26 protein-coding genes and 1 pseudogene are annotated in these 24,431 nt (G+C 74.0%); 4 read left to right on the top strand and 23 right to left on the bottom strand.

What is annotated here, in order from left to right; translation table 11 throughout:
- Positions 1 to 10: 10 nt before the first annotated feature.
- The 9 genes and pseudogenes from hemB to AC54T2_RS07050 all read right to left on the bottom strand — a co-directional run bounded on the left by hemB (position 11) and on the right by AC54T2_RS07050 (position 10,011).
- Positions 11 to 1,006: a porphobilinogen synthase gene (gene hemB, locus AC54T2_RS07090; RefSeq protein ID WP_186340146.1), complete on the bottom strand. Its 996-nt coding sequence runs from the start codon at positions 1,004 to 1,006 to the stop codon at positions 11 to 13.
- Positions 1,007 to 1,047: 41 nt separating this feature from the next.
- Entirely contained in the window at positions 1,048 to 2,700 is a 1,653-nt protein-coding gene (locus AC54T2_RS07085) for a uroporphyrinogen-III synthase (RefSeq protein WP_489975696.1), read from the bottom strand.
- Positions 2,697 to 3,653, bottom strand: a complete 957-nt coding sequence (gene hemC / locus AC54T2_RS07080; protein WP_186340144.1) for a hydroxymethylbilane synthase — start codon at positions 3,651 to 3,653, stop codon at positions 2,697 to 2,699. The genes AC54T2_RS07085 and hemC overlap by 4 nt, the downstream gene beginning before the upstream one ends.
- A gap of 61 nt (positions 3,654 to 3,714) precedes the next feature.
- The gene (locus AC54T2_RS07075; protein ID WP_186340143.1) at positions 3,715 to 5,001 is read right to left on the bottom strand and encodes a glutamyl-tRNA reductase; all 1,287 of its coding nucleotides are present in this window, start codon (positions 4,999 to 5,001) and stop codon (positions 3,715 to 3,717) included.
- Complete coding sequence (locus tag AC54T2_RS07070) at positions 4,998 to 5,672, bottom strand: redox-sensing transcriptional repressor Rex (RefSeq protein ID WP_496665851.1); 675 nt, start codon at positions 5,670 to 5,672, stop codon at positions 4,998 to 5,000. The genes AC54T2_RS07075 and AC54T2_RS07070 overlap by 4 nt, the downstream gene beginning before the upstream one ends.
- A 328-nt stretch (positions 5,673 to 6,000) precedes the next feature.
- Positions 6,001 to 6,720 (bottom strand): annotated as a pseudogene (locus AC54T2_RS07065) (glycosyltransferase); the annotation flags it as partial.
- A gap of 338 nt (positions 6,721 to 7,058) precedes the next feature.
- Complete coding sequence (locus tag AC54T2_RS07060) at positions 7,059 to 8,030, bottom strand: MsnO8 family LLM class oxidoreductase (protein WP_496665850.1); 972 nt, start codon at positions 8,028 to 8,030, stop codon at positions 7,059 to 7,061.
- Between the two features lie 182 nt (positions 8,031 to 8,212).
- Entirely contained in the window at positions 8,213 to 8,455 is a 243-nt protein-coding gene (locus AC54T2_RS07055; RefSeq protein ID WP_186340138.1) for a glutaredoxin family protein, read from the bottom strand.
- The gene (locus AC54T2_RS07050) at positions 8,452 to 10,011 is read right to left on the bottom strand and encodes a class I adenylate-forming enzyme family protein (protein WP_496665849.1); all 1,560 of its coding nucleotides are present in this window, start codon (positions 10,009 to 10,011) and stop codon (positions 8,452 to 8,454) included. Before AC54T2_RS07050 ends, AC54T2_RS07055 begins: the two co-directional genes overlap by 4 nt.
- Before the next feature lie 31 nt (positions 10,012 to 10,042).
- On the opposite strand from AC54T2_RS07050, the gene AC54T2_RS07045 reads away from it, so the two are divergent.
- From AC54T2_RS07045 to AC54T2_RS07035, 3 genes are all read left to right on the top strand, one after another.
- Positions 10,043 to 10,927, top strand: a complete 885-nt coding sequence (locus AC54T2_RS07045; RefSeq protein WP_186340136.1) for an HAD family hydrolase — start codon at positions 10,043 to 10,045, stop codon at positions 10,925 to 10,927.
- 128 nt (positions 10,928 to 11,055) lie between these two features.
- Positions 11,056 to 11,826, top strand: a complete 771-nt coding sequence (locus AC54T2_RS07040; RefSeq protein WP_186340135.1) for a sigma-70 family RNA polymerase sigma factor — start codon at positions 11,056 to 11,058, stop codon at positions 11,824 to 11,826.
- A 79-nt stretch (positions 11,827 to 11,905) separates the two neighbouring features.
- Entirely contained in the window at positions 11,906 to 13,201 is a 1,296-nt protein-coding gene (locus AC54T2_RS07035; protein ID WP_496665848.1) for a DUF5667 domain-containing protein, read from the top strand.
- Here the strand turns inward: AC54T2_RS07035 and AC54T2_RS07030 are convergent.
- The 9 genes from AC54T2_RS07030 to AC54T2_RS06990 all read right to left on the bottom strand — a co-directional run bounded on the left by AC54T2_RS07030 (position 13,198) and on the right by AC54T2_RS06990 (position 20,105).
- Entirely contained in the window at positions 13,198 to 14,424 is a 1,227-nt protein-coding gene (locus tag AC54T2_RS07030; RefSeq protein ID WP_496665847.1) for a lysophospholipid acyltransferase family protein, read from the bottom strand. The genes AC54T2_RS07035 and AC54T2_RS07030 overlap by 4 nt on opposite strands.
- Position 14,425: 1 nt before the next feature.
- The gene (locus AC54T2_RS07025; protein WP_186340133.1) at positions 14,426 to 15,391 is read right to left on the bottom strand and encodes an SDR family oxidoreductase; all 966 of its coding nucleotides are present in this window, start codon (positions 15,389 to 15,391) and stop codon (positions 14,426 to 14,428) included.
- A 12-nt stretch (positions 15,392 to 15,403) separates the two neighbouring features.
- The gene (locus AC54T2_RS07020) at positions 15,404 to 15,505 is read right to left on the bottom strand and encodes a 30S ribosomal protein bS22 (protein ID WP_008356322.1); all 102 of its coding nucleotides are present in this window, start codon (positions 15,503 to 15,505) and stop codon (positions 15,404 to 15,406) included.
- A 109-nt stretch (positions 15,506 to 15,614) separates the two neighbouring features.
- The gene (locus AC54T2_RS07015) at positions 15,615 to 15,821 is read right to left on the bottom strand and encodes a helix-turn-helix domain-containing protein (protein ID WP_186340132.1); all 207 of its coding nucleotides are present in this window, start codon (positions 15,819 to 15,821) and stop codon (positions 15,615 to 15,617) included.
- Between the two features lie 178 nt (positions 15,822 to 15,999).
- The gene (locus tag AC54T2_RS07010) at positions 16,000 to 17,181 is read right to left on the bottom strand and encodes an acetoin utilization protein AcuC (protein WP_489975690.1); all 1,182 of its coding nucleotides are present in this window, start codon (positions 17,179 to 17,181) and stop codon (positions 16,000 to 16,002) included.
- 48 nt (positions 17,182 to 17,229) lie between these two features.
- Entirely contained in the window at positions 17,230 to 17,793 is a 564-nt protein-coding gene (locus AC54T2_RS07005; RefSeq protein WP_496665846.1) for a hypothetical protein, read from the bottom strand.
- Positions 17,777 to 18,286 carry a SigE family RNA polymerase sigma factor gene (locus AC54T2_RS07000; protein ID WP_186340129.1) on the bottom strand — a complete coding sequence of 170 codons (510 nt, stop codon included), beginning with the start codon at positions 18,284 to 18,286 and terminating at the stop codon, positions 17,777 to 17,779. The genes AC54T2_RS07005 and AC54T2_RS07000 overlap by 17 nt, the downstream gene beginning before the upstream one ends.
- A gap of 61 nt (positions 18,287 to 18,347) precedes the next feature.
- A complete protein-coding gene (proC, locus tag AC54T2_RS06995) occupies positions 18,348 to 19,148 on the bottom strand; it encodes a pyrroline-5-carboxylate reductase (protein WP_489975689.1) in 801 nt (266 codons plus the stop codon).
- A 21-nt stretch (positions 19,149 to 19,169) separates the two neighbouring features.
- The gene (locus AC54T2_RS06990) at positions 19,170 to 20,105 is read right to left on the bottom strand and encodes a proline dehydrogenase family protein (protein WP_222129350.1); all 936 of its coding nucleotides are present in this window, start codon (positions 20,103 to 20,105) and stop codon (positions 19,170 to 19,172) included.
- Between the two features lie 82 nt (positions 20,106 to 20,187).
- Here AC54T2_RS06990 and AC54T2_RS06985 point away from each other — a divergent pair, with 82 nt between their 5' ends.
- A complete protein-coding gene (locus AC54T2_RS06985; protein WP_186340127.1) occupies positions 20,188 to 20,580 on the top strand; it encodes a hypothetical protein in 393 nt (130 codons plus the stop codon).
- On the opposite strand, the gene AC54T2_RS06980 is transcribed toward AC54T2_RS06985, so the two are convergent.
- The 5 genes from AC54T2_RS06980 to AC54T2_RS06960 form a co-directional block, all read right to left on the bottom strand.
- Positions 20,561 to 21,298 (bottom strand): ABC transporter permease, encoded by a 738-nt coding sequence (locus AC54T2_RS06980; protein ID WP_496665845.1) that lies wholly within the window; start codon positions 21,296 to 21,298, stop codon positions 20,561 to 20,563. The genes AC54T2_RS06985 and AC54T2_RS06980 overlap by 20 nt on opposite strands.
- Positions 21,295 to 22,014 carry an ATP-binding cassette domain-containing protein gene (locus tag AC54T2_RS06975; protein WP_489975686.1) on the bottom strand — a complete coding sequence of 240 codons (720 nt, stop codon included), beginning with the start codon at positions 22,012 to 22,014 and terminating at the stop codon, positions 21,295 to 21,297. The genes AC54T2_RS06980 and AC54T2_RS06975 overlap by 4 nt, the downstream gene beginning before the upstream one ends.
- Before the next feature lie 61 nt (positions 22,015 to 22,075).
- Positions 22,076 to 22,681, bottom strand: coding sequence for a TetR/AcrR family transcriptional regulator (locus AC54T2_RS06970; protein ID WP_277395312.1), 606 nt, complete (start codon positions 22,679 to 22,681; stop codon positions 22,076 to 22,078).
- Positions 22,678 to 23,469, bottom strand: a complete 792-nt coding sequence (locus AC54T2_RS06965) for a TIM barrel protein (RefSeq protein ID WP_489975684.1) — start codon at positions 23,467 to 23,469, stop codon at positions 22,678 to 22,680. Before AC54T2_RS06965 ends, AC54T2_RS06970 begins: the two co-directional genes overlap by 4 nt.
- A gap of 2 nt (positions 23,470 to 23,471) precedes the next feature.
- Positions 23,472 to 24,416, bottom strand: a complete 945-nt coding sequence (locus AC54T2_RS06960) for a Ppx/GppA family phosphatase (protein WP_186340123.1) — start codon at positions 24,414 to 24,416, stop codon at positions 23,472 to 23,474.
- Positions 24,417 to 24,431: the final 15 nt, after the last annotated feature.

Genomic DNA, 24,431 nt, shown 5'->3' with positions numbered 1-24,431 from the left:
ACGGACCAGGTCAGCGGCGCAGCAGGCGGGCGGCCTCGGAGGCCCAGTAGGTGAGGATGACGTCGGCGCCCGCGCGACGGATCGAGGTGAGCGTCTCCAGGATCGCCGCCTCCCGGTCGATCCAGCCGTTGGCCGCGGCGGCCTCGAGCATGGCGTACTCGCCGGAGACGTTGTAGGCGGCGACGGGCACGTCGACCGCGTCGCGCACCCGGCGCACGACGTCGAGATAGGGCAGGGCCGGCTTCACCATGACGATGTCGGCACCCTCGGCGACGTCGAGGAGCACCTCCCGGACGCCCTCGAGCGCGTTGGCCGGATCCTGCTGGTAGGTGCGTCGGTCACCGACCAGCGAGGAGTCCACGGCCTCGCGGAACGGGCCGAAGAAGGCGGAGGCGTACTTGGCGGAGTAGGCCAGCACCGAGACGTCGCTGTGCGCGGCGACGTCGAGCGCGCGGCGCACGACCGCGACCTGGCCGTCCATCATCCCGCTCGGGCCGACCATGTCGACGCCGGCCGCGGCCTGGGCGAGGGCCATCTGCGCGTAGGCGGCCAGGGTCTGGTCGTTGTCGACCTCGCCGTCCGGCGTGAGCAGGCCGCAGTGGCCGTGGTCGGTGAACTCGTCGAGGCAGAGGTCGGACATGACGGTGAGCTGGTCGCCCACCTCGGCCACGACGTCGGTGATGGCGAGGTTGAGCACCCCGCCGGGGTCGATCGCCCCGGAGCCCGTCGCGTCCTTGTGCTCGGGGATGCCGAAGAGCATCACGCCACCGAGGCCGAGCTCGGCCGCCTCGGTGACCGCCTGCTTGAGGGAGTCGCGCGAGTGCTGCACGACGCCGGGCATCGACGAGATCGGGTGCGGCTCGGCCAGTCCCTCGCGCACGAAGACCGGCAGGACCAGCGAGCTGGGCACGACGTGGGTCTCGGCGACCATCCGGCGCAGCGCGGGCGTGCGTCGCAGCCGCCGGGGGCGGATGGTCGGTCCTTGGACGTGGTGGTCGTCGGTCACGGGTCCATCCTTCCCCAGCGGCGGCTGCGGGTGTCGGTCGACTACTTGGCGCGGGCCTTGCGGCGCCCGGACGCGGTGCGCTCGCTCGGGCGGGTCACCTGCTCGCCGGCCTCCACCATCGCCAGGCGCCGGGCGGCACCGAAGTCGGCCAGCGCGTCGACGAGCACCTCGACGTCGGGCGTGGGAGCGAGCACGTCGACCCGGAGGCCGTGCTCCTCCGCGGTCTTGGCGGTCTGCGGGCCGATGACCGCGATGACCGTCGAGGGGTGCGGCTTGCCGGCGATGCCGACGAGGTTGCGCACCGTGGAGGACGAGGTGAACACGACCGCGTCGAACTTGCCGGTCTTGATCGCGTCGCGGACGGGCGCTGGCGGCGGCGTGGCGCGCACCGTGCGGTAGGCCGTGACGTCGTCGCACTCCCAGCCGAGGTCGACCAGGCCGGCGACGAGGGTCTCGGTGGCGATGTCGGCGCGGGGCAGGAAGACCCGGTTGATCGGGTCGAGCACCTCGTCGTAGGGCGGCCACTCCTCGAGCAGGCCGGCGGCGGACTGCTCACCGGACGGCACCAGGTCGGCGCGCAGGCCCCAGTCGGCGATCGCCTGGGCGGTCTTGTCGCCCACCGCGGCGATCTTCAGCCCGGAGAACGCGCGGGCGTCGAGGCCGTACTCCTCGAACTTCTCGCGCACGGCCTTGACGGCGTTGACCGAGGTGAAGGCGATCCACTCGTAGCGTCCCTCGACGAGGCCGCGCACGGCCTTGTCCATCTGGAGCGGGTTGCGCGGCGGCTCGACCGAGATGGTCGGCACCTCCTCGGGCACGGCGCCGTACTCGCGCAGGCGGCGCGAGAGCGAGCCCGCCTGCTCCTTGGTGCGGGGCACCAGGGCGCGCCAGCCGAAGAGCGGCTTGGTCTCGAACCACGACAGCGTCTGGCGCAGGTCGACGACGTCGCCGATGACCGTGATCGCCGGCGGCGCGACGCGGGCGGCCCGCACGTCGGCGGCCACGTTGGCGAGGGTGGAGATGAGGGTGCGCTGCTCGGTCGTGGTGCCGACCTGGGTCATCGCCACGGGCGTCTCGGGCGAGCGGCCGGCCTCGACGAGGGCGGCCGCGGTCTCGCCGATGCTGCCGACGCCGGAGAGCAGCACGAGGGTGCGGTCGTCGGCGTAGACGCTCCAGTCGACCTTCTCGCCGCAGGTGACGACGGCCATCTCCCGGTGGCGCTTGGTGGTCAGCGGGATGCCGGCGTAGGCCGGGACCGCGCTCACCGACGAGACGCCGGGGACGACCTCGAAGCCGACGCCCGCCTTCACGCAGGCCTGCGCCTCCTCGGGACCGGAGGCGTAGAGGAACGGGTCACCGGTCATCAGGCGGACCACGCGCTGCTTCTTGCCGTGGCGCACCACGACCTTGGCGCGGGCGGCGTGGGTGAGCGGCTGGCCGTCCTCGCCGAAGCCGCCGTCGACGATCTCGGGGCCTGCCTCGAAGCCGTCCGGGCCCTCGACGAGGCCGAGGACCGAACGGACCAGGGCGACGTGCTCGGGGGCCTCGGTGACGATCACCTCGGCACTCTGGAGGAGCTCCACGGCGCGCACCGTGAGCAGGCCGGGGTCACCCGGTCCGCTGCCGACGAACGACACCCAACCCTGGGCCGGGGTGGGCGCGGTGCTGGCCTGGGGGGTCTGTACTCGCGTCATGCGTGCTGATTCCTCACTGGTGGTGCTTCCATCAGGTCTGCTGCTCCCTCGTCGAGCATCTCGCTCGCGAGGCGTGTACCGAGTCGTGCGGGCTCGTCGACCGGGCCGGTGGCGCTCCTGCGCACGGAGAGGCCGCCGTCCTCGGAGAGGGCCACGGCGCGCAGCCAGAGCTCCTCGCCGGCCTCTCCCTCGACGACGTCGGCCAGGGCACCCAGCGGAGCCGAGCAGCCGGCCTCGAGGGTGGACAGGACCGCGCGCTCAGCCGTGACCGCGGCGCGGGTGGCGGGGTCGTCGAGTCGTGCCAGCGCCTCGACCAGCTCGGCGTCGTCGGAGCGGCACTCGACGGCCAGGGCTCCCTGACCGGGTGCCGGCAGCATCTGGAGCGGGTCGAGCACCTCGGTGGCCTCGTCGAGGCGGCCGAGACGGGACAGGCCGGCCCGGGCGAGCACGATCGCATCGACCTCGCCGCTGCGGACCTTGCGGATGCGGGTGTCGACGTTGCCGCGGATGCCGACCAGCTCCAGGCCCAGGCCGAGGGCCGCGAGCTGGCTGACGCGGCGCGGCGATCCGGTGCCGAGGCGGCTGCCGGCCGGCAGCTCGCCCAGGGTGAGGCCGTCACGGGCGACGACGACGTCGCGGGGGTCCTCCCGGGGCGGGATCGCGGCCAGGGCGATGCCGTCGGCGGGGGTGGTGGGCAGGTCCTTGAGCGAGTGCACCGCGAAGTCGACACGTCCGTCGAGGAGGGCGTCGCGCAGGGCGCTGACGAACACACCCGTGCCGCCCATCTGGGCGAGCGGGGCCGCGCTGCGGTCACCCTCGGTGGAGACCTCGACGAGCTCGACCTCGCGGCCGAGCCGTCGGCGGACGAGGTCGGCGACGAGCCCCGACTGGGTGGTGGCGAGGGCCGAGGCGCGGGTGCCGAGGCGCAGCGGCCGGGTCTGCTGGCTGCTCATGCGGGGTCCTCGCGGCGTCGTTCGGGGGAGCGCAGCGGGGGAGAAGAACGTCGTGGGGTGCTCACTGCTGTCCCTCCGCTCGCGAGATGGCGTCGACGGCCTCGGGGTCGAGGCGGAACAGCTCGGCGAGCGCGGCGGTGTAGGACACGGCCGGCTCGGCGTCGGCGAGCTCCTTGACCCGGACGGTGGGCTCGTGGAGGAGCTTGTCGGCGACCCGGCGCACGGTGTGCAGGACCTCCGCGCGGGTGGCGTCGTCGAGGTCGGGCAGTCGGGTGGACAGCCGGTCCATCTCGGCGTCGACGACCGAGGTGGCCATCGAGCGGAGGGCGACCACGGTGGGGGTCACGCTCGCCTGGCGTCGTACGGCGAGGAACGCGCTGATCTCCTGCCCGACGATGGTGCGCACGTCGTCGACGCCGGCGGTGGCCTCGAGGCCGCGCAGCTCGTCGGCGAGCCCGGCCAGGTTGATCAGCTCGACCCCGGGCAGGTCGCCGAGCGACGGGTCGACGTCGTGGGGCAGGGCCAGGTCGATGACGGTGAGCGGCCGGTCGCTCGAGCCGCGCGCGGTGACCACGTCGCCGAGGCGGACCAGCGGCTCCGGGGCGCCGGTGCACGAGATGACGAGGTCGGCGGTGGCCAGCTCCTCGCCGAGGGCCGTCAGCGGCACCGACGCGGCGCCGTACTCGTCGGCGAGCCGGTCGGCGCGACCGGCCGTGCGGTTGAGCACCGCGATGCTGGCGGCGCCGCTGCGCGAGAGGTGGGCGACCGCGAGGGAGGCCATCGCGCCGGCGCCGATCACGAGCGTGCGGGCTCCGGCGACCGACACCGAGCTGCGCTCGAGGGCGGCGGTGACCAGAGAGGGGGCGGCACGGTCGATGTCGGTCTCGGCGTGGGCACGCTTGCCCACGCGCAGCGCCTGCTGGAAGAGCGTGTTGAGCGCCGGGCCGACGGTGCCGTTCTCCTGCCCGACGCGCAGCGCCTCACGGGTCTGGCCGAGGATCTGGCCCTCGCCGACGACCATCGAGTCGAGGCCCGCGGCGACCTGGAACAGGTGGGAGACCGCACCCTCGTCGTAGTGGACGTAGAGGTGGGGCAGCAGCGCCTCGGCGGGCTGCTCGGCCCGCGCGACCAGGAGGCCCGACAGGTCCTCCACGCTGCCGTGGAAGCGGTCGACCTCGGCGTAGACCTCGAGGCGGTTGCAGGTCACGATGGCCGTCGCCTCCGAGACGTGCTCGCCGGCCATCGCGTCGTCGATCAGCTTGACCGTGCCGTCGCCGTCGAGGGCGAGCCGCTCGAGGAGCCCGACCGGGGCGGACTTGTGGGAGATCCCCACCACGAGCACGCTCACGACACGACCTCCGATCCGGGCGTGACCGACTTGCGCTGCTCGTGGTAGGCCAGGATCTGGAGCTCGATGGAGAGGTCCACCTTCCGGACGTCGACGCCGTCGGGCACCGTCAGGACGGCCGGGGCGAAGTTGAGGATGCTGGTGATGCCGGCGGCGACCATCCGGTCGGCGACCGCCTGGGCGGCGACGGCGGGGGTCGCGATGACACCGATCGAGACGGCCTTCTCGGACACGATCGACTCGAGGTCCTCGAAGGAGCGGACCTCGAGGCCGGCGACGACCTCGTCGTGTCGCGCCGTGTCGGCGTCGAGGAGGGCGACGACCCGGAAGCCGCGGCTGCGGAAGCCGGAGTAGTTGGCCAGGGCGTGGCCGAGGTTGCCGATGCCGACGATGACGACGGGCCAGTCCTGGGTCAGGCCGATCTCGCGGGCGATCTGGTAGCGGAGGTACTCCACGTCGTAGCCCACGCCGCGGGTGCCGTAGCTGCCGAGGTGGGACAGGTCCTTGCGGAGCTTGGCGCTGTTGACGCCCGCGGTCGCCGCGAGCTCCTCGCTGGAGCAGGTGGTGGTGCCGCCCTCGGCAAGGCCGGTCAGGGCTCGCAGATACACGGGAAGCCTGGCGACGGTCGCCTCGGGAATGTCCCGGGAGGAGTCGGGGGTCCGTGCGGTCACAGCTGCTTCTTTCCAGTCCCAGCGAACCTCGCGTGGACCCCGCCACTGTAGGAGTTTGTGAACGGGAGAACAAAACGGCAGGAGTGCGGGCTACCACATGTGAGAAGAGCCACCTCACGCGGGGGTCTCCCGACTTGCGCGCGGGTGCCGGAGGCACTACACGGACGCGGCTCCGGCACGGCTCGTGGCGCGAGTCAGGACGCGGCGCGCTCCAGCGCCGCGACGGCGAGCGACGTGTCGGGCAGGGCGCGCAGCTCCCCGGCGACGGCGCGCACCGCTCCCGCACCGCTCGGTCGGCGAGGAGCTCGCGCGCGGCCGACGCGACCTCCGCGGGCCCGACGGTGGAGGCGTCGAGCACGGCGGCGAGGCCCAGCTCGGCGGCGCGCCCGGCGTTGTGCGGCTGGTCGGCCCCCAGGGGCAGGAGCAGGGACGGCACCCCGTGGGCGAGCGTCGCCATCAGGCTCCCCGAGCCCCCGTGCGAGACGACCAGGTCGACGTGCGGCAGGAGCTCGTGCTGCGCGACGAAGCGCTCCACCCGCACGTGCGGCGGCTGGGGACCGAGGTCGGCCGGGTCGGTCCGTCGCCCGACCGTGGCCACGACGTCCACGCCGAGGGTGGCGAGCCCGGTCAGGATGCGCTCGAAGAGATCGCCCGACGCGGCGTTGAAGATCGTGCCGAGGGTGACGTAGATGCGCGGCCGGTCCGTGCGCCGGTCGTCGGACGGCGCGTCGGTCGATCGGTAGTGGGTCGGCTCGAGCCGGAGCGGCGACTGCGGGCTCCGGAACGACGGCGGCGCGTCGCTCAGCACCAGTCCCGAGGTCAGCCTGGCGAGACCGGGGTCCGGCGCCACCCCGTGCTCGGCGCGTACGGCGTCGAGCCGGGGCGCGACGAGCTCCGGACGGAGCAGCAGGCCGGCGGCGAGCACGAGGTGGGTGGCGACCGGCACGTCGAGCAGCTCGGCGGCGACGGTCGTGCCCAGGTCGGTCTCGTCGCGCAGCACGAGGTCGGGGCCGCACGCGCGGATCACGTCGGGGACGGCGAGCGCCATCCGGCGCGCTCCCCGGTCGGCGAAGTTGTCGGCGAACTCGCGCTCGGTCGCGCGGGCGTCCATCACCGCCAGCGGGGTGCGCCCCTGGCTCGCGGACACCTGGTCGTGGTGTGGCTGGGGGCTCGTCGCGAACGCGGTGAAACCGGACTCCTCGATCTGGGGGACCAGCCCTCCGGACCCCGCGACGGCCACTCGTGCCCGGCGTCGCGCGCCGCGCGTGCCAGCGGGAGCAGCGGAGCCAGGTGGCCGAGGCCCCCGACGAACGTGACGAGCAGGCGCATGGCGCCGAGCCTAGGCGCCCCACGGCCCCGCCTGCCCGAGCGTCGGGCGCGGCGCTGTCACCCTCCGACGACGTCGCGCAGGATCCGGTCCGACGCGAGCTGGGCCTCGCGGTCGTACGTCAAGGTGCTGGCCAGCAGCTCGTCCGCGCCGCTGCGCTCGGCCAGCTCCTCGATGCGCCGGCGGACTGTGTGAGGGCTGCCGGCCACGGCGCGCGCGAGCGACGCCTCGACGCGACGGCGTACCTGGCTGGTCCACTCGGCGGCGCGGATGTCGGCGACGCTGTCGAGCGGCGGGAACTCGCCCGCCTGGCGCGACATCGCCATCGCCCACGCCTCCGGCAGGGCGAGGTCAAGCGCGGTCGCGTCGTCGTCCGCCAGCAGCACGTCGAGCGCGACCGTCACCCGAGGTCGGCTGTCCTCGTGCGGGCGGAACGAGCGGCGGTAGGCCGCCAGCGCGTCGGCGAGCTCGTCGGAGTCGAGGATCGGGCCGCCCACGACGACCGGCAGGCCGAGGCGGGCCGCCACCTCGAGTCCCCGACCGGTGGCGAGCAGGTGCATCGGCACCCGCCGGCCGGTGGCCGGACGCGCGGTCACCTCGGCGGTGCCGTCGAGGTGACGACGCAGTTCGACGAGGTCGGCCTCGAAGGTGTCGGGGTCCTCGACGTCGCGGCGCAGGGCGCGGCGCACCGGCGGCGTGAAGCCCAGCGAGCGGCCGAGCCCGAGGTCGACGCGGCCGGGATGCAGAGCGTCGAGGACGAGGAACTGCTCGGCCACCACGACGGGCTGGTGCAGCGGCAGCATCACCCCGCCCGACCCGATCCGGATCCGGGTGGTGCGCGCCCCGATCGCCGCCAGCAGGACGGCCGGCGACCCCGACGCGATCCCGGGCACGCCGTGGTGCTCGGCCACCCAGAACCGGTCGTAGCCGAGCCGCTCGGCCGCCACCGCCCGCTCGACCGTGGCGTCGATCGCGGCGGAGTCGGGCAGACCGCGGCGGGTCCGGGAGCGGTCGAGGAGGGAGAGCCTCACCCCTTCCCCAACACGCGGCGCCCCGATCCGCTTCCCCCGGCCGGAACGGCGCCCTCGCGGAGATCGTGGCAGTTCCACGCCACCTGGTGGCTCGGATGCTCCACGGTCCTGTCGGAGTCCCCGCTCGAGCGGGGACTCCAACAGATCAGGCGACCCAGCGGGCGCGGGCGCGACAGATCGGGTCAGGCCCCGAGGGCGGCGCGGAGGCGCGTCTCGTCGACCCGCCAGAAGTCGTGCTGCCGGCCGTCGACGAAGGTCACCGGGATGTCCTCGCTGAAGCGGTCCTCGAGGTCGCCGTCGGTGGTGATGTCGACCTCCTCGAAGGACTCGCCGACGTCGGCGCAGACGCGGGCGATCACCTCGCGGGCGTCGTCGCACAGGTGGCAGCCGGGACGGGTGTAGAGGGTGACGCGGGGGGCCGTCACGCGAGCAGCCCCCGCGTACGACGTCGCTCGAGGGTGCGCAGCCGGCCCTTCTGCACCGCGCCGGTCAGCGTGACGGGCAGCGCCTCGACGACCTCGACGCGGGAGGGCTGCTTGAAGCGCGCGAGCCGCTCCTCGGCGTGGGAGCGGACGGCGTGCTCGAGGTCGGCGGGCGCTTCGGCGTCGGCGGACGCGACCACGTAGGCCACGACGGCCTCACCGGTCGTCTCGTCGGGCACGCCGATGACCGCGGCGTCGGCGACGCCGTCGACCTCGCGCAGGACGTCCTCGACCTCGGTCGGGTAGACGTTGAACCCGCTGACGATGACGAGGTCGTTGATGCGGTCGACGAGGAAGAGGTCACCGTCGGCGTCGAGGAAGCCGACGTCGCCCGTGCCGAACCACCCCTCCTCGTCGGGGCCGTCGGCGCCGTCGGGCCAGTAGCCGCTGAAGAGGTTGGCGCCGCGCACCTGGATCTCGCCGGGGTCCTCGCCCTCGACCTGCCCCCAGGTCTCGTCGACCAGCCGCAGCTCGATGCCCGGCAGCGCCGCACCGAGCGACCCGGGACGCGGGTCGCGGCTGCACAACGTGCTGGTCACCACCGGCGCGGCCTCGGTGAGCCCGTAGCCCTGGTGCACCGGGATCCCGGTGACGGAGGTGAACTCCTCGACCACCGCCGCCTCGAGCGGCGCCGAGCCGGAGAGCACGAGCCGGACCGGGCCGAGCCGCTCGCGCAGGTGCTCGTCGGGCAGCCAGCGCGCGAAGACGGGCGGGGCGACGGGCACCACGCTGCAGGCCTCGTCGTCGATGAGGTCGAGCACGGCCTGCGGCTCGAACCGCTCGACCAGCAGCAGCCGCGCCCGGTGGCGCAGCACCCCGCCGAGCACCGCGTTGAGCCCGTAGACGTGGAAGAGCGGGAGCACGCCGAGCACCACGTCGTCGCCGTGCATCATGGGCGGCTCGACGGCCGCGACCTGCTCGATGTTGGCCAGCAGCGCCCGGTGGCTGAGCATCGCGGCCCGCGGGAGGTCCGAGGTGCCGCCCGTGTAGAGCAGGGCGGCGAGCTTCTCGGGGTCCGGCAGCGGCGGGACGGGGCGTACGACGTCGGCGCGGAGGTCATCGAAGGCCACCTCGCCGTCGCCGGGCGCGGCGCCCGTGACCACGACCAGCGGCCTGGCGAGCTCGGGGTCGAGCCCGGCCAGCGCCTCGCGTACCACGTCGAGCGCGGTCTCGTCGGTCACCAGCAGCCGGGTGCCGGAGTCGGCGACCATCCGGGCGAGCTCGCCGGGCGTCGACCGCGGGTTGACCGGTACGGCGACGACCTGCGCCCGCAGCACGCCGAGGTAGGTCGTGACGAACTCGATGCGGTTGCCGACCGCGATCATCACCCGCTGGCCGGCGCGGATGCCCCTGGCTCCCAGGCCGGTCGCGATGCGGCCGACCTCGTCCTCGAGCCGTGACCACGTGAGGGAGCGTCCGCCGCTCTCCACGAGGGCCTGCCGGTCGGGGACGTCGGCGGCTGCCTCGGCCACCAACGCGGAGATGTCGTCGCGCGGCATGCACCGATCCTTCCACAGCTAGGCTGGCCGGGTGACCCCGTCCGAGCGATCCCGGCGCCTCAACCTGCAGCAGCGCTCGGCCCTCGCGGGCGAGGCCGCGGCGGCCTCGGCCGACGTCGAGAACGCGCTCCTCACCCCGCTCGACCCCACCGCGGCGGCGTTCTTCGACGTGGACAACACGGTGATGCAGGGCGCGAGCATCTTCCACCTCGCCCGCGGCCTCTACCGCCGCCAGTTCTTCACCACCCGCGAGATCGCCTCGGCCGCGTGGAAGCAGGCCTACTTCCGCGTCGCCGGCATCGAGGACCCCGAGCACGTCGCGGAGGCGCGTGCCTCGGCGCTGTCCTTCATCGCCGGCCACACCACCGCCGAGCTCGAGGAGCTCACCGAGGAGATCTTCGAGGAGGGCATGGCGCACCGCATCTGGCCGGGCACGCGCGCCCTGGCCCAGCTCCACCTCGACGAGGGCCAGCGGGTGTGGCTGGTGACCGCGGCGCCGATCGAGATCGCCAGCGTCATCGCCCGGCGGCTCGGGCTCACCGGCGCGATGGGCACGGTCGCCGAGCACGTCGACGGCGTCTACACCGGCCGGCTCGTCGGCGACCTGCTGCACGGCCCCGCCAAGGCCGAGGCGATCCGGGCGCTGGCCGTGCGCGAGGGCCTCGACCTCGCCCGCTGCTCGGCCTACTCCGACTCCAGCAACGACCTCCCGATGCTGTCGCTGGTCGGCGACCCGTGCGCCATCAACCCCGACGCCCGCCTGCGCACCCACGCCAGGGCCCACGGCTGGCGCGTCCACGACTACCGCACCGGCCGCAAGGCCGCCCGCGCCGGACTCCTGGGCGCAGCGGCCGCGGGTGCCGTCACGGGCGCCGTAGCCGCCGGTGTCGGCCTGCGCGGACGCCGCGCGTCGTGACCCGGTAACCGGCAGTTGCCCGCGGGTTCCCAACACCCCCGCAGCGACCTATCGTGGGACTCGCTGCGACCGGGAGGGGACACCGCATGCGGTCGACGAACGACCTACCGCATGCCTTCGACGAAGGCATGGCCGCGCTCCGGCGCGCGGTCCTCGCCGCCCTCGCCGCGTCCCCGGCCCTCCAGCCCGCCGGTCGCCCCACGGGTCGCGTCCTGCTCTCCGAGACGGCCGCGCGGGGTGCCTCGGTCGGCGGCCCCTCCGGCGACTCGCTGGGCGGCTCCTCCGGCGGACCCGGACGCGTGGGCGACGAGGACCGGGCCGCGTCCTCGGAGGGCGACGAGGCCGACCGCGAGCGCCTGATCGCGCTGGTGGAGCTCGCGCGCTCGGGCGACAAGGAGGCGTTCGGCCTCCTCTACGACCACTACCAGGCCTCGGTCTACCGGTTCCTCCACCACCGCACCCGCTCCCAGACGCTCGCCGAGGACCTCGCCTCGGAGACCTTCCTGCGCGCGCTGCGCAGCATCACCAGCTTCCGCTGGCAGGGCAAGGACTTCGGCGCCTGGCTGATGACGATCGCGCGCAACCTCACCACCGACCACTTCAAGGCCGGGCGCACCCGCCTCGAGATGACCACCGAGGACATGACCCCGCACGACGACGCCACCGAGGGTCCCGAGGGCGCGGTGCTGGCGAGCCTCACCAACGAGGTGCTCCTCGAGGCGCTCGCCGAGCTGCCCACCGACCAGCGCGAGTGCCTCGTCCTGCGGTTCCTGCAGGGCTTCACGGTCGCCGAGACCGCACTGGCCCTGGGCCGCTCCGACGGCGCGGTCAAGCAGCTGCAGCTGCGCGGCGTGCGCAACCTGGCCAAGCTGATGCCAGAGGGGATGCGGGACCCATGACCCGCCCCGTAACCCCGGCCCCTCCTGGCTCGTTCCCCCCTCTGGGAGGACCGGCCAGCAGTGAGACAGGACGACCGTGATGACGCCCGCCTTCCCGACTCGTCGGCGCGCCGACGAGTTCGAGGCGCTCCTGTCGCGTGACGCCGGCCGCGAGCTCACCGAGCGTGAGGCCCGGCAGTACGCCCCGCTGCTCGACGTCGTCGCCGACCTGCGCGACGTGCCACCGGTGGAGCCGAGGCCCGAGTTCGTCGCGGCGCTGCGCGAGCGCCTGATGGCCGAGGCCGACACCGTCCTCGCCGGGCCGCCCGCGGCACCCGAGCGACTGGCGATGCCCGCCCCGTCGCGCACGCGCCGCCGCACCGTGGGTGCCCTGCTCGGCGGGGCCGCCCTCGTCGGCTCCGCGGCCACGATGGCCGTCGCTGCCCAGTCCGCCCTGCCGGGCGAGTCGCTCTACGGCGTCAAGCGCGGGATCGAGTCGGCCCAGGTGCGTCTCGCCGACGACGACGCCGGCCGTGGCCGGGCCCTCCTCGCCCAGGCCAGGACCCGGCTCGCCGAGGTCGAGGAGCTCGCCGCCGGCGACGCGGCCGGTCGCGACCGGCTCGTCCCCGACACCCTCGACGCGTTCACCGACCAGTCGAGCGAGGGCGTGCGCAGCCTGCTGTCGGCCTACGAGGACACCGGCAGCGACCGCGACGCGCAGCTCGCCCGCGACTTCACCGTCACGAGCATGGAGCGGCTCGAGCGGCTCGACGGAGAGCTGCCCGCCAGCGCCCGCGACGCCCTGCTGGCCGCCGGACGCACCCTCGCCGACCTCGACCTGGAGGTCAGCACCACCTGCCGCGGCTGCGCGGGCGGCATCACCACCACGCCGGAGTTCCTCCTCACCAGCACCCTCGACGACCTGGTCGCCGGCCTCGACGTCGACGACCTGAGCCTCGAGGGCGCCCCGATCTCCGGACAGGACCTCACCGGGATCCGGGTGCCCGAGGCACTCGACCCGCAGCAGGGCGTGCCGACGCCCGGTCCCTCGACCTCGGTCAGGCCGACGCCGACCCCCTCGCTGCCCGTCCCGACCGGCACCGTCCCGACCGGCACCGACCCCACCACGCCGGAGCCGACCAAGCCGCAGCCGACCAGGCCGGTCAAGGACCCCACCGACGGCATCCCCGACCCGCTCACCGACACGACCGACAGCCTCACCGACACCACCGGCGCCCTCACCGGCCAGCTCGACGACGCCACGGGCGGCGCCCTGGGCGGGCTCACCTCCGGCGTCGACGACGCCACCGGCGGGCTCATCGGCGAGGTCACCGGCACCCTCGACGGGCTCACCGGCGGCACGCTCGGCAACGCGACCGGCGGGCTGTTGCCCTAGCCGGGCTCCTGGCCGAAGACGCCGCCGCGCTCGCGGAGCAGGCTGAACAGCGTGTGCTGGATGGTCTCGCGCACCTGGTCGGTGACGTTGAAGACCAGCATCGGGTCATCGGCCTCGCCCGGCTCGTAGGCGTCGGTGCGGATCGGCTCACCGAACTCCAGGATCCACTTGGAGGGCAGCGGCACCAGGCCGAGCGGGCCCAGCCACGGGAAGAACGGCGTGATCGGGATGTAGGGCAGCCCGAGGAGCCGCGCCAGCGACGGCACGTTGCCGACCATGGGGTAGATCTCCTCGGCGCCGACCACCGACAGCGGGATGATCGGCACGCCGGTGCGCAGCGCCGCCGAGACGAACCCGCCGCGCCCGAAGCGCTGGAGCCGGTAGCGCTCGCTGAACGGCTTGCCGATGCCCTTGAAGCCCTCCGGCCAGACCCCGACGAGCTCGCCGCCGGACAGCATCCGCTCCGCGTCCTCGGTGCAGGCGAGGGTGGCGCCGCCCTTGCGTGCCAGCGAGCTGACGAACGGCAGCCGGAAGAGCAGGTCGGCCCCGAGCGGGCGCAGGAACCGGCCGGTGCGGTCGTGCACGGTCAGCATCGTCATCAGCCCGTCGAGGGGCACCGTGCCGGAGTGGTTGGAGACCACGAGCGCACCGCCCTCGGTGGGCAGGTTGTCGAGCCCGCGCACCTCGAGCCGGAACCACTTCTCCGCCACCGGGCGCAGCGCGGCCATGAAGAACCGCTCGGTCAGCTCGCTGTCGAAGCCGTAGTCGTCGACCTCGTAGTCGCCCTCGAGGCGCCGGCGGCAGAACGCCATCAGCTCGGCGAGGCGTCGCTCCCAGTCGGCGCCGAAGACCTCGTGGGCCGCGCCCTGGAACGCCGCCACCCAGTCGCCGAGCGGGATCCCGGTGGTCGGGGCCTCGGCGGGCTCGTCGGCCCCGGTCGCCGCACCGCGTGGCTCGTCACCCGGGGCGCTGGCGGCGGCGCCCGCCGCGTGCTCCGGGCCGGGCGTCGCCTTGCCCGCCGCCTTGCCCGCCGCCTTGCCCGCCGGCTTGCCCGTCGGCTTGCCGGCCGTCCCGCTCCCGCCGGACCTGCGCGGGGACGGGGCCAGGTCGCGCGCCGCCGAGGACGGCCGGGTGCGGCCGGTGCCGCGGCCGGGTCGGCCGCCGGTGCCGATCGGGATGACGACGGCGTCGTCGCCGGCGGGGCGCCGGGCTTCCTCGGGCACGTCAGGCCCCTTCCCGCGCGGGGACCAGCTCGCGGCAGAAGTCGGCGAACGCCTCGGCCGTGGTGAAGCGCGGCTCGAAGCCCAGCTCGGTGCGCATCCGGGTGGTGTCCACCCCTCGACCGTAGGTGAGGAACCCCAGCTGCTCGGGGGAGAAGTCCGAGACGCGGGCCTGTCGCATGGTGGCGCCGAGCCGTCCGACGGCGAAGCCCGGCAGGGCGACCGACGGCTTGCCGAGGCGGCGTACGGCCTGGCTCAGCGTCATCACCCCGTCGCCGGCGACGTTGAAGGTGCCGGGGATGCCGCTGGTCGCCGCGTGGCGCAGCACCCGCATCAGGTCGTCCTCGTGCAGCAGCTGCAGGCGGGGGTCGAAGCCCAGCACCCGCGGGATCACGGGCAGCCGGAAGTAGCCGGTGAGCGGGCTGGTGACGTGGGGGCCCACGACGTTGGCCGCCCGGATCATCGTGACGTCGACGTCGGGACGTCGGCGGGCGAAGCCGCGCACGTAGCCCTCGATCTCGTAGACGTCCTTGCCGTAGCCCGACGAGGGCAGGCGCTTGGGCCCCATGTCCTCGGTGAACATCGCCGGGTCGCGGGGACCTGAGCCGTAGACGGTGGTCGTCGACTTCACGACCAGCCGCTCGACGGTCGCCGACTTCTGGCACGCAGCGAGCAGCTGCATGGAGCCGATGACGTTGAGCTCCTTCATCGTCCCCCGCCCGCCGGCGGAGCCGGGCGTGGCGATCAGGCTCATGTGGACGACGGTGTCGACGTCCTCCTTGGCGATGACCTTGGCGATGACCGGGTTGCGGATGTCAGCCCGGACGAACGAGACGTCGCCGATGTCACCACGCGGCGGGACGGCGTCCACGCCGATGACTCGATCGATGGACGGGTCGGCAGCCGCGGCGCGCGCGAATCGTCGCCCGATGTCCCGGGAGATCCCGGTGACCAGCACGACCCGCCCCATGGTCGAGGGGTGTTACTTGCCGAGCTTGCGCCGCTGGACGCGCGTCTTCTTGAGAAGCTTGCGGTGCTTCTTCTTGGCCATGCGCTTGCGCCGCTTCTTGATGACAGAACCCACGTGATTCAGACCTTTCCTTGCGACCGACGTGTGCGTCGGTCGGACCCGCACACCCTACTTGCCGGGTGCGGGGACCGCGGAATCGAGTCGGACCCGTGGATCCGGCGGCTCAGCCGGCGTTGTAGAAGCTCTTGCGGAGGTAGTCGTTGACGTCGTCCTCGCGGACGCGGAACGAGCGGCCCACGCGGACGGCGGGGAGCTCACCCCCGTGCACGAGCCGGTAGACCGTCATCTTCGAGACCCGCATGCGGGCCGCGACCTCGGCGATGGTCAGGAAATGCGCCTCGGAGAGGTCGCCTGGGGTGTTGTCAGCCATCGTGTGTGTGCACCGATCCTTCTGCGCGGAACGGCGCCGGCTTCCCCACCGGCGTCACAGGCGTGCCGCTCCCGCTGACAATAGGGCTCGCGTGACGCGTGGGGAAGAGGAACGCTGGAGAAACTTGTGGGACGTCGGCGTGTCGGGTTGCATCGACCGCCCTCCGGGTCAAGCCGGGTCAGGGCAGCGGGTCGAGGCCGTGCAGCGGGAACACCTCGCTGCGGGTGGCGTTGATGGCCCGGTCGAGCCAGGTCTCGGGGTCGTAGCCCGACGCCCAGTCGCGGTAGGCCGGGGTCCGGCCGTCGGTCATCCGGTGCGGCGGGGTGGCCCCGAGCACCTCCTCGACGTACGCCCGCCACCCGGGCGGCGTCGACAGCTCGGGGTCGAGCGGGGAGCCCGCGACGATCGCCAGCAGGTGCGTCCACGCGCGCGGCACGACGTCGACGACGGCGTAGCCGCCGCCGCCGGTGACGACCCAGCGCCCGTCGGCCACCTCGTGCGCCAGCTCGTGCAGCGCGAGGTAGGCCGCGCGCTGGCCGTCCACGCTCAGCATCATGTGGGCGAGCGGGTCGTTCATGTGGGAGTCGCAGCCGTGCTGGGTGACGAGCACCTGGGGCGCGAACTCGCGCAGCACGGGCGGCACGACCGCGTGGAAGGCGCGCAGCCAGCCGGCGTCGGAGGTGCCGGGCGGCAGCGCCACGTTGACGGCGGTGCCCTCGGCGCCCTTGCCGCCGACGTCGCTCGGGAAGCCGGTGCCGGGGAAGAGCATCTGCCCGGTCTCGTGCAGGGAGACGGTGAGGACGCGCGGGTCGTCCCAGAAGACCTTCTCGACGCCGTCGCCGTGGTGGACGTCGATGTCGACGTAGGCGACCCGCTCGACGCCGTCGGCCAGCAGCTGGGTGATCCCGACCGCGACGTCGTTGTAGATGCAGAACCCGCTCGCCTTGCCGGGCATCGCGTGGTGCAGGCCGCCGGCGATGCTGACCGAGTGCAGCGACTCCCCGCTCCACACCTGGCGGCACGCCTCCAGGGTCGCCCCCACCACGTGGGCGCTGGCGCGGTGCATGTCGGCGAAGACGGGGTCGTCGTCCGTGCCGAGGCCCCGCGCGGCGTCCTCGAAGCCGGGCGTCGCCCCGGCCCGCGTGACGGCGTCGATGAGGCCGCGCTCGTGCACCGTGGCGATCTGCTCGTCGGTCGCCACGGGGGCGTCGACGCGCTTGAGGCCGTCCAGCACGCCGAGCTCGTCGGCGAGGCGCATGGTCAGGTCGACGCGCACGGGCGACATCGGGTGGGTGGGACCGAAGTCGTACTCCGTCAGGGTCTGGTCGAACACCACTGACGCAGGCCCGTCGCACTCCATGCGGCGGACGTTACTCCCACCCCGGCGGTTGTCCGAGCGCCGGGACGATCACGACAGCCGGCCGGTGCGGGCGATCGACTCCATCTGCTCGACGCTGATCGACGGCGAAGCGAGCCCGGTGAGCCGTCCACCCCACCGCACGGGCGACTGCACCAGCAGGACGGTCGACCCGGTGGCGGGGTCGGTGCCGACCCACACCTTCGCGGCGGCACCGGCCTCGAGCTCGACGGTGCGCGCCCAGTCGGGCAGCTGCCCGGGGTCGTAGACGCGGAGGAGCTGGTCCCCCACGGCGACGTCGTCGGCGTCCCGCTCGACGGTGAAGGTCATCCCGGCGAGCCGGATCTCCTCGGCCACCGTGCGCACGCCGGCCGGCGACGAGGAGGCGTCGGCCGCCGTCGGCGACGGGGCGGGGGGCGCGGTCGAGGGGCCGGTGGAGCCGGCCACCAGCGCGGCGGCGGCCACCGCTCCCGCGACGGGGAGGGCCAGCAGTCCCGGACGGGCCCACGCGGGCCGGGTCCGCGCCCGCGGGACGGGGCCGGCGTAGGTGAGGTCGGCGGCTTCCTCGGCGAACGCGGCGCGGAGCCGGCGGGTCAGGTCATCGTCGGTGAGCATCGGTCTTCTCCCTGTCACTGGTGAGTGCGGCCCGGAGTCGTTCCAAGGCGCGTGCGGTCTGTGACTTGACCGTCCCCGTCGAGCACCCGAGCGCCGCGGCGGTGTCGGCGACGCTGAGGTCGTCGAAGTACCGCAGCACCAGCACCGCGCGCTGCCCGGCGGGCAGCTGCCGTGCGGCGCGCAGGATCTGGTCGCGGTCGGCCACCCCGTCGGTCACCGGCACGGCCACGTCGGCCTCCAGCGGGGCCTCGCCCGGCCGCCGGCCCAACGCCCGCCAGCGGTCCTTGGCGAGGTTGACGACCACACGCCTGGCGTACGCCTCGGGCTCGCGACGTGCGCTCGGCCAGCGGCGCGCGGTGCGCAGCAGGGCCGTCTGCACGATGTCCTCGGCGTGTCCACGGTCCCCGCACAGCAGGTACGCCGTGCGGAGCAGCCGGTCGGAGGACCGGCGGACGAACGCGTCGAAGGCGGGCTGCTCGGCGCGGGCGATCATCGGGTCGGGTCTTTCGTCACACCCACCAGAACTCCGCCCCCGGCGGTCGGGTTGTCGCGCGTCAGCTGCCCTCGGCCAGCTCACGGGATCGGTTGCGCGCGGCCTCCATCGCCGCCAGGAAGGCGGCCCGCACGCGGTGGACCTCCAGCTCGCGCAGCGCGGAGGCGGTCGTGCCGCCGGGAGAGGTGACCTGCTCGCGCAGCACGACGGGGTGGCTGCCGGTCTCGCGGAGCATCGCGGCGGAGCCGACGAGCGTCTGCACGACGAGGTCGGTCGCGGTGGCCCGGGGCAGCCCCAGGTGCACGCCCGCCTCGATCATCGACTCGACGACGAAGAAGATGTAGGCCGGGCCCGAGCCGGAGATCGCGGTGACCGCGTCCATCTGCTTCTCGGGGATGCGCAGCACCTTGCCCGTCGACGCCATCAACGACTCGGCCTCGGCGAGGTGCGAGTCGTCGCAGTGCGAGCCGGGCGCGATCGCGGCCATCCCCTCGTCGACGAGCGCCGGGGTGTTGGGCATGACGCGGACGACGGCGACCCCGTCGGGCACCCGCGACTCGATGTAGGCCGTCGTGATGCCGGCGGCCAGCGAGACCAGCAGCTGGCCGGCCCGCAGCTCGGGGGCGATCTCCTCGAGGACGTCGGCCATGTCCTGCGGCTTGACCACGAGTGCCACGGTGTCGGCCTTGGCGGCGGCCTCGCGGTTGGAGACCACGGCGACGCCGTAGCGCTCCTCGAGCTCACGGGCCCGCTCGGCCCGCTTCTCGCCGACCATGAGCTGGTCGACCCGCCGACCGGCGCGCACCAGCCCGGACAGCAGGGTCTCCCCCATCACGCCGGCGCCGATGATCCCTGTGCTCATGTCGGCAATCTACTGCGTCGGCTACTTCTTCGAGACCAGCGAGCGCGCGAAGAACGCGAGGTTGCTGGGCTTCTCGGCGAGGCGGCGCATCAGGTAGCCGTACCACTCGGTGCCGTAGGGGATGTAGACGCGCACGCTCTCGCCCGCCGCGGCCAGTCGCCTCTGCTCCTCGGGCCGGATGCCGTAGAGCATCTGGAACTCGTAGGTGCCCGGGCGGCGGCCGAAGCGGCTCGCCAGCGCCGAGGCGATCTTCACCATCCGCGGGTCGTGGGTGGCGATCATCGGGTAGCCCTGGCCGCCGAGCAGCACCTTGAGGCACCGCACGTAGGACTTGTCGATGTCGGCGCGGTCCTGGAACGCGACCCGCTCGGGCTCCATGTAGGCGCCCTTGCACAGCCGCACCCGCGAGCCCTCGTAGGCCAGCGCACGGCAGTCGGCCTCCGTGCGGCGCAGCATCGCCTGCAGCACCGCCCCGGTCTCGGGGAAGTCCTTGCGGAGCTCGCGCAGGATCGCCAGCGTCGAGTCGGTGGTGGTGTGGTCCTCCATGTCGAGGGTCACCGTCGTGCCGGCGTTGCGGGCGGCGCGGCAGATGTCGCGCGCGTTCTCGAGCGCCACCTTGTGGCCGTTGTCGGGCAGCGACTGACCGATGGCGGTGAGCTTGACCGACACCTCGGCCTGGGGCGCCAGGCCCTTGGCCGCGAGGTCGGCGAGCAGCTCCTTGTAGGCGGCGACGGTGGCGTCGGCCAGGGCCGCGTCGGTCGTGTCCTCGCCGAGGTAGTCGAGCGAGACCCGCAGGCCGTCCTCGACGAGCGTGGAGGTCGCCGCGACCGCGTCGGCCGTCGTCTCGCCGGGCACGTAACTCCTCACCACGGAGCTCGACACGGGCATCGTGGAGACGAGCCGCTGGACCCCCTGGCTGCGGGCGAGGAGGAGGATCGGCTGGCGGAGCAACGACATGGCGGCAAGGCTACGCCGACCCTCCACCACACCTTCACGGCTCCTCCACCCGCCCGAGCGCGCCCCCTCCTAGCGTCGAGGAATGACCTCCCGCCGCCCCTCCCGGCTCCCGTCCGACACCGCGACGTACGCCCTCGCGCTGGCCGTGTCGGCCGGCACCGTGGCGTTCCTGCTGCTCGGCATCGGCGCCCTGGGCATCGTGGGCGACGGCGAGCGCGACTGGCTCTACCTGGCCGCGCCGGCGGCGCTGCTCGTCGTCGCGGCGGCCACCCGCCTCCGACCGCGCGGCATGGTGCTCGCCCTGGGCAGCGCGGCGGTGGCCACCGTCGTGGCGGGCGCGGTGGCCGTCGTGCTGGTCGTCGCCGACGACACGGCGGGCTCGATCGCCGACGTCGTGATGCTGACCGCGATGTACGCCGCCCTGTTCGCGGTGGGCGGGTGGCTCTTCAGCCGGGTCAGGGGGTCCGGCGCCTGAGGGTGGCCGCGCCGAGCGCGAGCGAGGCGATCGCGAAGCCCGCGACCACCGCGACCGAGCGCCACACCGCGGCGACGTCGGCGGCGCCGACCAGCTCCTGCATCGCGTCGACGGCGTACGACATGGGGAGCACGTCGCTGATCGCCGCCAGCACCGTCGGCATCGCCTCGCGCGGCACGAAGAGCCCGCAGAGCAGCACCTGCGGCAGCACGAACGCCGGCATGAACTGCACCGCCTGGAACTCGGTGGTCGCGAAGGCGCTGACCAGCAGGCCGAGCGCGGTGCCGAGGACCGCGTCGGCCACCGCGACCACGCCGAGCAGCCACACCGGGCCCTCGACGTCCAGTCCGAGCAGGCCGACGCTCACGGCCACGGCCAGCACCGACTGCACCGCGGCGAGCAGGCCGAACGCCAGCGCGTAGCCCAGCAGCAGGTCGAGCTTGCCCAGCGGCATCGTCAGGAGCCGCTCGAGGGTGCCGGAGGAGCGCTCGCGCAGCGTCGTCACGCTCGTCACCAGGAACATGACGATGAAGGGGAACATCGCCAGCAGGCCTGGACCGAAGCGGTCGAAGGCGTCGCCGGGGACGTCCTCGAACATCCACCACAGCAGGGTGATCAGGACGCACGGGACGATCAGCAGCATGGCCAGGGTGCGGTGGTCGCGACGGACCTGGGTCAGCACGCGACCGGCGACGGCGAGCGTGACGCGGGTGCTCATGCGGCGTCCCCGCGCTGCTCGACGAGGTGGAGGAAGGCCTCCTCGACGTCGCGGGCGCCGGTCCGGGTGCGGATCTCCTCGGGCGAGCCGTCGGCGATGATCCGGCCCTCGCGCATCAGCAGCAGCCGGTGGCACCGCTCGGCCTCGTCCATGACGTGGCTCGAGACCAGCACGGCGGCGCCGCCGTCGGCGATGCGGTGGAACAGCTCCCACAGGTCGCGCCGCAGCACCGGGTCGAGCCCGACCGTCGGCTCGTCGAGCACCAGCAGGTCGGGCGTGCCGAGGAGCGCGACGGCGAGGCTGGCCCGGCTGCGCTGGCCGCCGGAGAGCCGGCCCACGACCTGGTCGCGGTGGTCGTCGAGCCCGACCGCGGCGACCGCCCGGTCCACCTGGTCGCGGTCGACGCCGAGCACGCGGGCGAAGAAGGTGAGGTTCTCGCCGAGGGTCAGGTCGTCGTAGACGCTGGCGGCCTGCGTCACGTAGCCGACCCGCGTGCGCAGCGGGCGGCTGCCCGCCGGCTCCCCCAGCACCTCGACGGCGCCCGACCTGACCCGTTGTGCCCCGACCAGGCACCGCATCAGGGTGGTCTTGCCGCAGCCGCTCGGCCCGAGCAGCCCGGTGACCCCGGGCCACACGTCGAGGGAGATGCCCGGCAGCACCTCGCGCTCGCCCCGCACGACGACGAGGTCGCGCACCTCCACCACGTTTTTCATCATGTGTTGAATTGTGCGCGCACGGCTTCGCACCCGTCAACCCCTCGACCGGGCGCGGGCGCGGCTAGGGAAGGTCGCCGGTGAGGTAGTGCTGGAGGACGGGGCCGACGCGCGCCACGACGTCGTCCGCCGGCATCTGGGCCATCGCCGGGACGGCGAGCAGGTAGCGCGCGACGATCAGGCCCACCACCTGGCTGGCCACGAGCGGCACCCGCACCTCGGGGCGGTCGGGCACGAGCCCGGCGAGCACCGGCCCGACCACGACGGGGATGAACGCGTCGCGCACCAGGCCGCCGGTGTCGTCGGCCACCAGCGACCGCACCATCGCGAGCAGCCCCGGCTGGACCTCCGGGTCGTCCCAGACGCCGAGGAACGCCCGCAGCAGCCGCTCGCCGGCGCCGTCCGGGCCGGCGGCGACCACCGGCGCGAGCACCTCGCGCGGGTCGACCGGGATCTCGAGGGCGGCGACGAAGAGGTCGTCCTTGCTGCCGAAGTAGTGGTGCACCAGCGCCGGGTCGACACCCGCCGCGGCGGCGACGGCGCGGATCGTCGTGCCGCGGAAGCCCTTCTCGGCGAACGACGCCCGCGCGGCGGAGAGCACCTCGGCGCGGGTGTCGGGAGCGCCGGGGCGCCGGCCCCGGGCGGAGCGGGAGGCGGCCGGCGCGCTCACGGCGTCGCCACGGCCAGGTGCGCGCGGGCGAACTCCAGTGACTCGACCAGGTCGGCCTCGCGCTCGGCGCGGTCGGCGGCGCGCCGGGTGTTGATCTCCAGCACGACGTGGCCGGCGAAGCCCGTGCCGGCGAGGTGGCGCAGGAACCCCTCGGCGCCCATCACGCCGCGGCCCGGCACGAGGTGCTCGTCCCTGCCCGAGCCCGTGCCGTCGGTGAGGTGGACGTGGCGCAGGCTGGCACCCATCCGGTCGGCCATCGCGACCACGTCACTGCGGGCGATGGCGGCGTGGGAGAGGTCGATGGTGGTGTGGGCGTAGTCCTCGGCGCTGGGGTCCCAACCGGGGAGGTACATCTCCATGCCGCGGCGCGAGGACGCCCGCCACGGATACATGTTCTCGACCGCGAAGGCGATGCCCGTGCGTGCCTCGAGGGAGGCGATGCCCTCGACGAAGCCGGCGGCGTAGTCCTTCTGCCACCGGAACGGCGGGTGCACCACCACGACGTCGGCGCCGACCGCCTCGGCCATCTCGGCGGACCTCTCGAGCTTGACCCACGGGTCGGTGCCCCAGACCCGCTGCGTGAAGAGCAGGCACGGCGCGTGGACGGCGCAGATGGGGACCTCGTGGTGCTCGCTGAGCTTCCTGACCGCGTCGACCTCCTGGCTGAGGGTGTCGATGCCGACCATCACCTCGACCGCGTCGTAGCCCAGCCGCGCGGCCCATCCGAAGGCGTGCGCGGTCGACTCGGGGTAGACCGAGGCGGTCGAGAGTCCGATGAGGGGAGCCATCGTCAGCGCGGCCTCGTGACGATGGAGATCTGGTCGAGCCGCTCCAGGATCACGCCCTCGCGCAGCGCCCAGGGGCAGACCTCGAGCGCGGTCAGGTCGAAGATGTCCATGCACGCCTCGGCGACGATCGCGCCCGGCACGATCTGGTGGGTGCGGCTCGGCGAGACGCCCGGCAGGTCGGCGAGCTCGGCGGGCGACATGTCGACGAGCTTGGGGATCCAGCTCGACAGCGCCTGCAGCTCGATCGAGCGCGGCACGAGCTGCCCGTCGCCGCTCGGCGCGGCGCCGCAGATGCGCGCGAGCGAGCGGAACGTCTTCGAGGTGGCCGCAGCCCGGTCGGGCGAGCCCCCGCGCAGGAGGTGCCCGGCGTCGCGGGCGATCTCGGCCCGCACCTGCTTGCGCAGCTCGCGCACCTCCTCGTCGGAGGGCCGGCCGCCGCCGAACCACGCCCGTGCCACCCGGGCGGCACCGAGCGGGAGGGACCAGGCGACGTCGGGCGCCTCGTCCGACCCGCCGGCGATCTCCAGCGAGCCGCCGCCGATGTCGAAGACGGCGAGCCGGCCGGCCGACCAGCCGAACCAGCGGCGTACGGCCAGGAACGTCAACCGCGCCTCGTCCTCGCCGGACAGCACGCCGAGCCGGACCCCGCTGTGCTCCTCGACGTGGGCGAGCACCTCGTCGGCGTTGACCGAGTCGCGCACCGCGGAGGTCGCGAAGGCGAGCATCTCCTCGCACCCCTTGTCCTCGGCGATCCGCGTCGCCGAGGCGCAGAAGTCGGTGAGGGCGTCGATGCCCTCGGCAGTGACCGCGCCCTCCTCGTCGAGGTGCTCGGCCAGGCGCAGCGGCTGCTTGTGGGAGGACGCCGGGAGCGGCGCCGCCCCGCCGTGCGCGTCGACCACCAGCAGGTGGCCGGTGTTGGAGCCGATGTCGAGGACGCCCAGGCGCATACCCGCAACGCTACT

The organism is Nocardioides sp. Z35_8 (assembly GCF_059621125.1).
The sequence above is the reverse complement of the archived record's forward strand: the minus strand, read 5'-3'. Positions and strand labels throughout refer to the sequence as shown.

Excerpts from the sequence above, each read along its gene's own strand:
- AC54T2_RS07085 (WP_489975696.1), bottom strand. The coding sequence starts at position 2,700 with ATGACGCGAGTACAGACCCCCCAGGCCAGCACCGCGCCCACCCCGGCC.
- hemC (WP_186340144.1), bottom strand. The coding sequence starts at position 3,653 with ATGAGCAGCCAGCAGACCCGGCCGCTGCGCCTCGGCACCCGCGCCTCG.
- AC54T2_RS07050 (WP_496665849.1), bottom strand. The coding sequence starts at position 10,011 with ATGCCGCGCGACGACATCTCCGCGTTGGTGGCCGAGGCAGCCGCCGAC.
- AC54T2_RS07040 (WP_186340135.1), top strand. The coding sequence starts at position 11,056 with ATGGCCGCGCTCCGGCGCGCGGTCCTCGCCGCCCTCGCCGCGTCCCCG.
- AC54T2_RS07035 (WP_496665848.1), top strand. The coding sequence starts at position 11,906 with ATGACGCCCGCCTTCCCGACTCGTCGGCGCGCCGACGAGTTCGAGGCG.
- AC54T2_RS07025 (WP_186340133.1), bottom strand. The coding sequence starts at position 15,391 with ATGGGGCGGGTCGTGCTGGTCACCGGGATCTCCCGGGACATCGGGCGA.
- AC54T2_RS07015 (WP_186340132.1), bottom strand. The coding sequence starts at position 15,821 with ATGGCTGACAACACCCCAGGCGACCTCTCCGAGGCGCATTTCCTGACC.
- AC54T2_RS07010 (WP_489975690.1), bottom strand. The coding sequence starts at position 17,181 with ATGGAGTGCGACGGGCCTGCGTCAGTGGTGTTCGACCAGACCCTGACG.
- AC54T2_RS07005 (WP_496665846.1), bottom strand. The coding sequence starts at position 17,793 with ATGCTCACCGACGATGACCTGACCCGCCGGCTCCGCGCCGCGTTCGCC.
- AC54T2_RS07000 (WP_186340129.1), bottom strand. The coding sequence starts at position 18,286 with ATGATCGCCCGCGCCGAGCAGCCCGCCTTCGACGCGTTCGTCCGCCGG.
- proC (WP_489975689.1), bottom strand. The coding sequence starts at position 19,148 with ATGAGCACAGGGATCATCGGCGCCGGCGTGATGGGGGAGACCCTGCTG.
- AC54T2_RS06990 (WP_222129350.1), bottom strand. The coding sequence starts at position 20,105 with ATGTCGTTGCTCCGCCAGCCGATCCTCCTCCTCGCCCGCAGCCAGGGG.
- AC54T2_RS06985 (WP_186340127.1), top strand. The coding sequence starts at position 20,188 with ATGACCTCCCGCCGCCCCTCCCGGCTCCCGTCCGACACCGCGACGTAC.
- AC54T2_RS06980 (WP_496665845.1), bottom strand. The coding sequence starts at position 21,298 with ATGAGCACCCGCGTCACGCTCGCCGTCGCCGGTCGCGTGCTGACCCAG.
- AC54T2_RS06975 (WP_489975686.1), bottom strand. The coding sequence starts at position 22,014 with ATGATGAAAAACGTGGTGGAGGTGCGCGACCTCGTCGTCGTGCGGGGC.
- AC54T2_RS06965 (WP_489975684.1), bottom strand. The coding sequence starts at position 23,469 with ATGGCTCCCCTCATCGGACTCTCGACCGCCTCGGTCTACCCCGAGTCG.
- AC54T2_RS06960 (WP_186340123.1), bottom strand. The coding sequence starts at position 24,416 with ATGCGCCTGGGCGTCCTCGACATCGGCTCCAACACCGGCCACCTGCTG.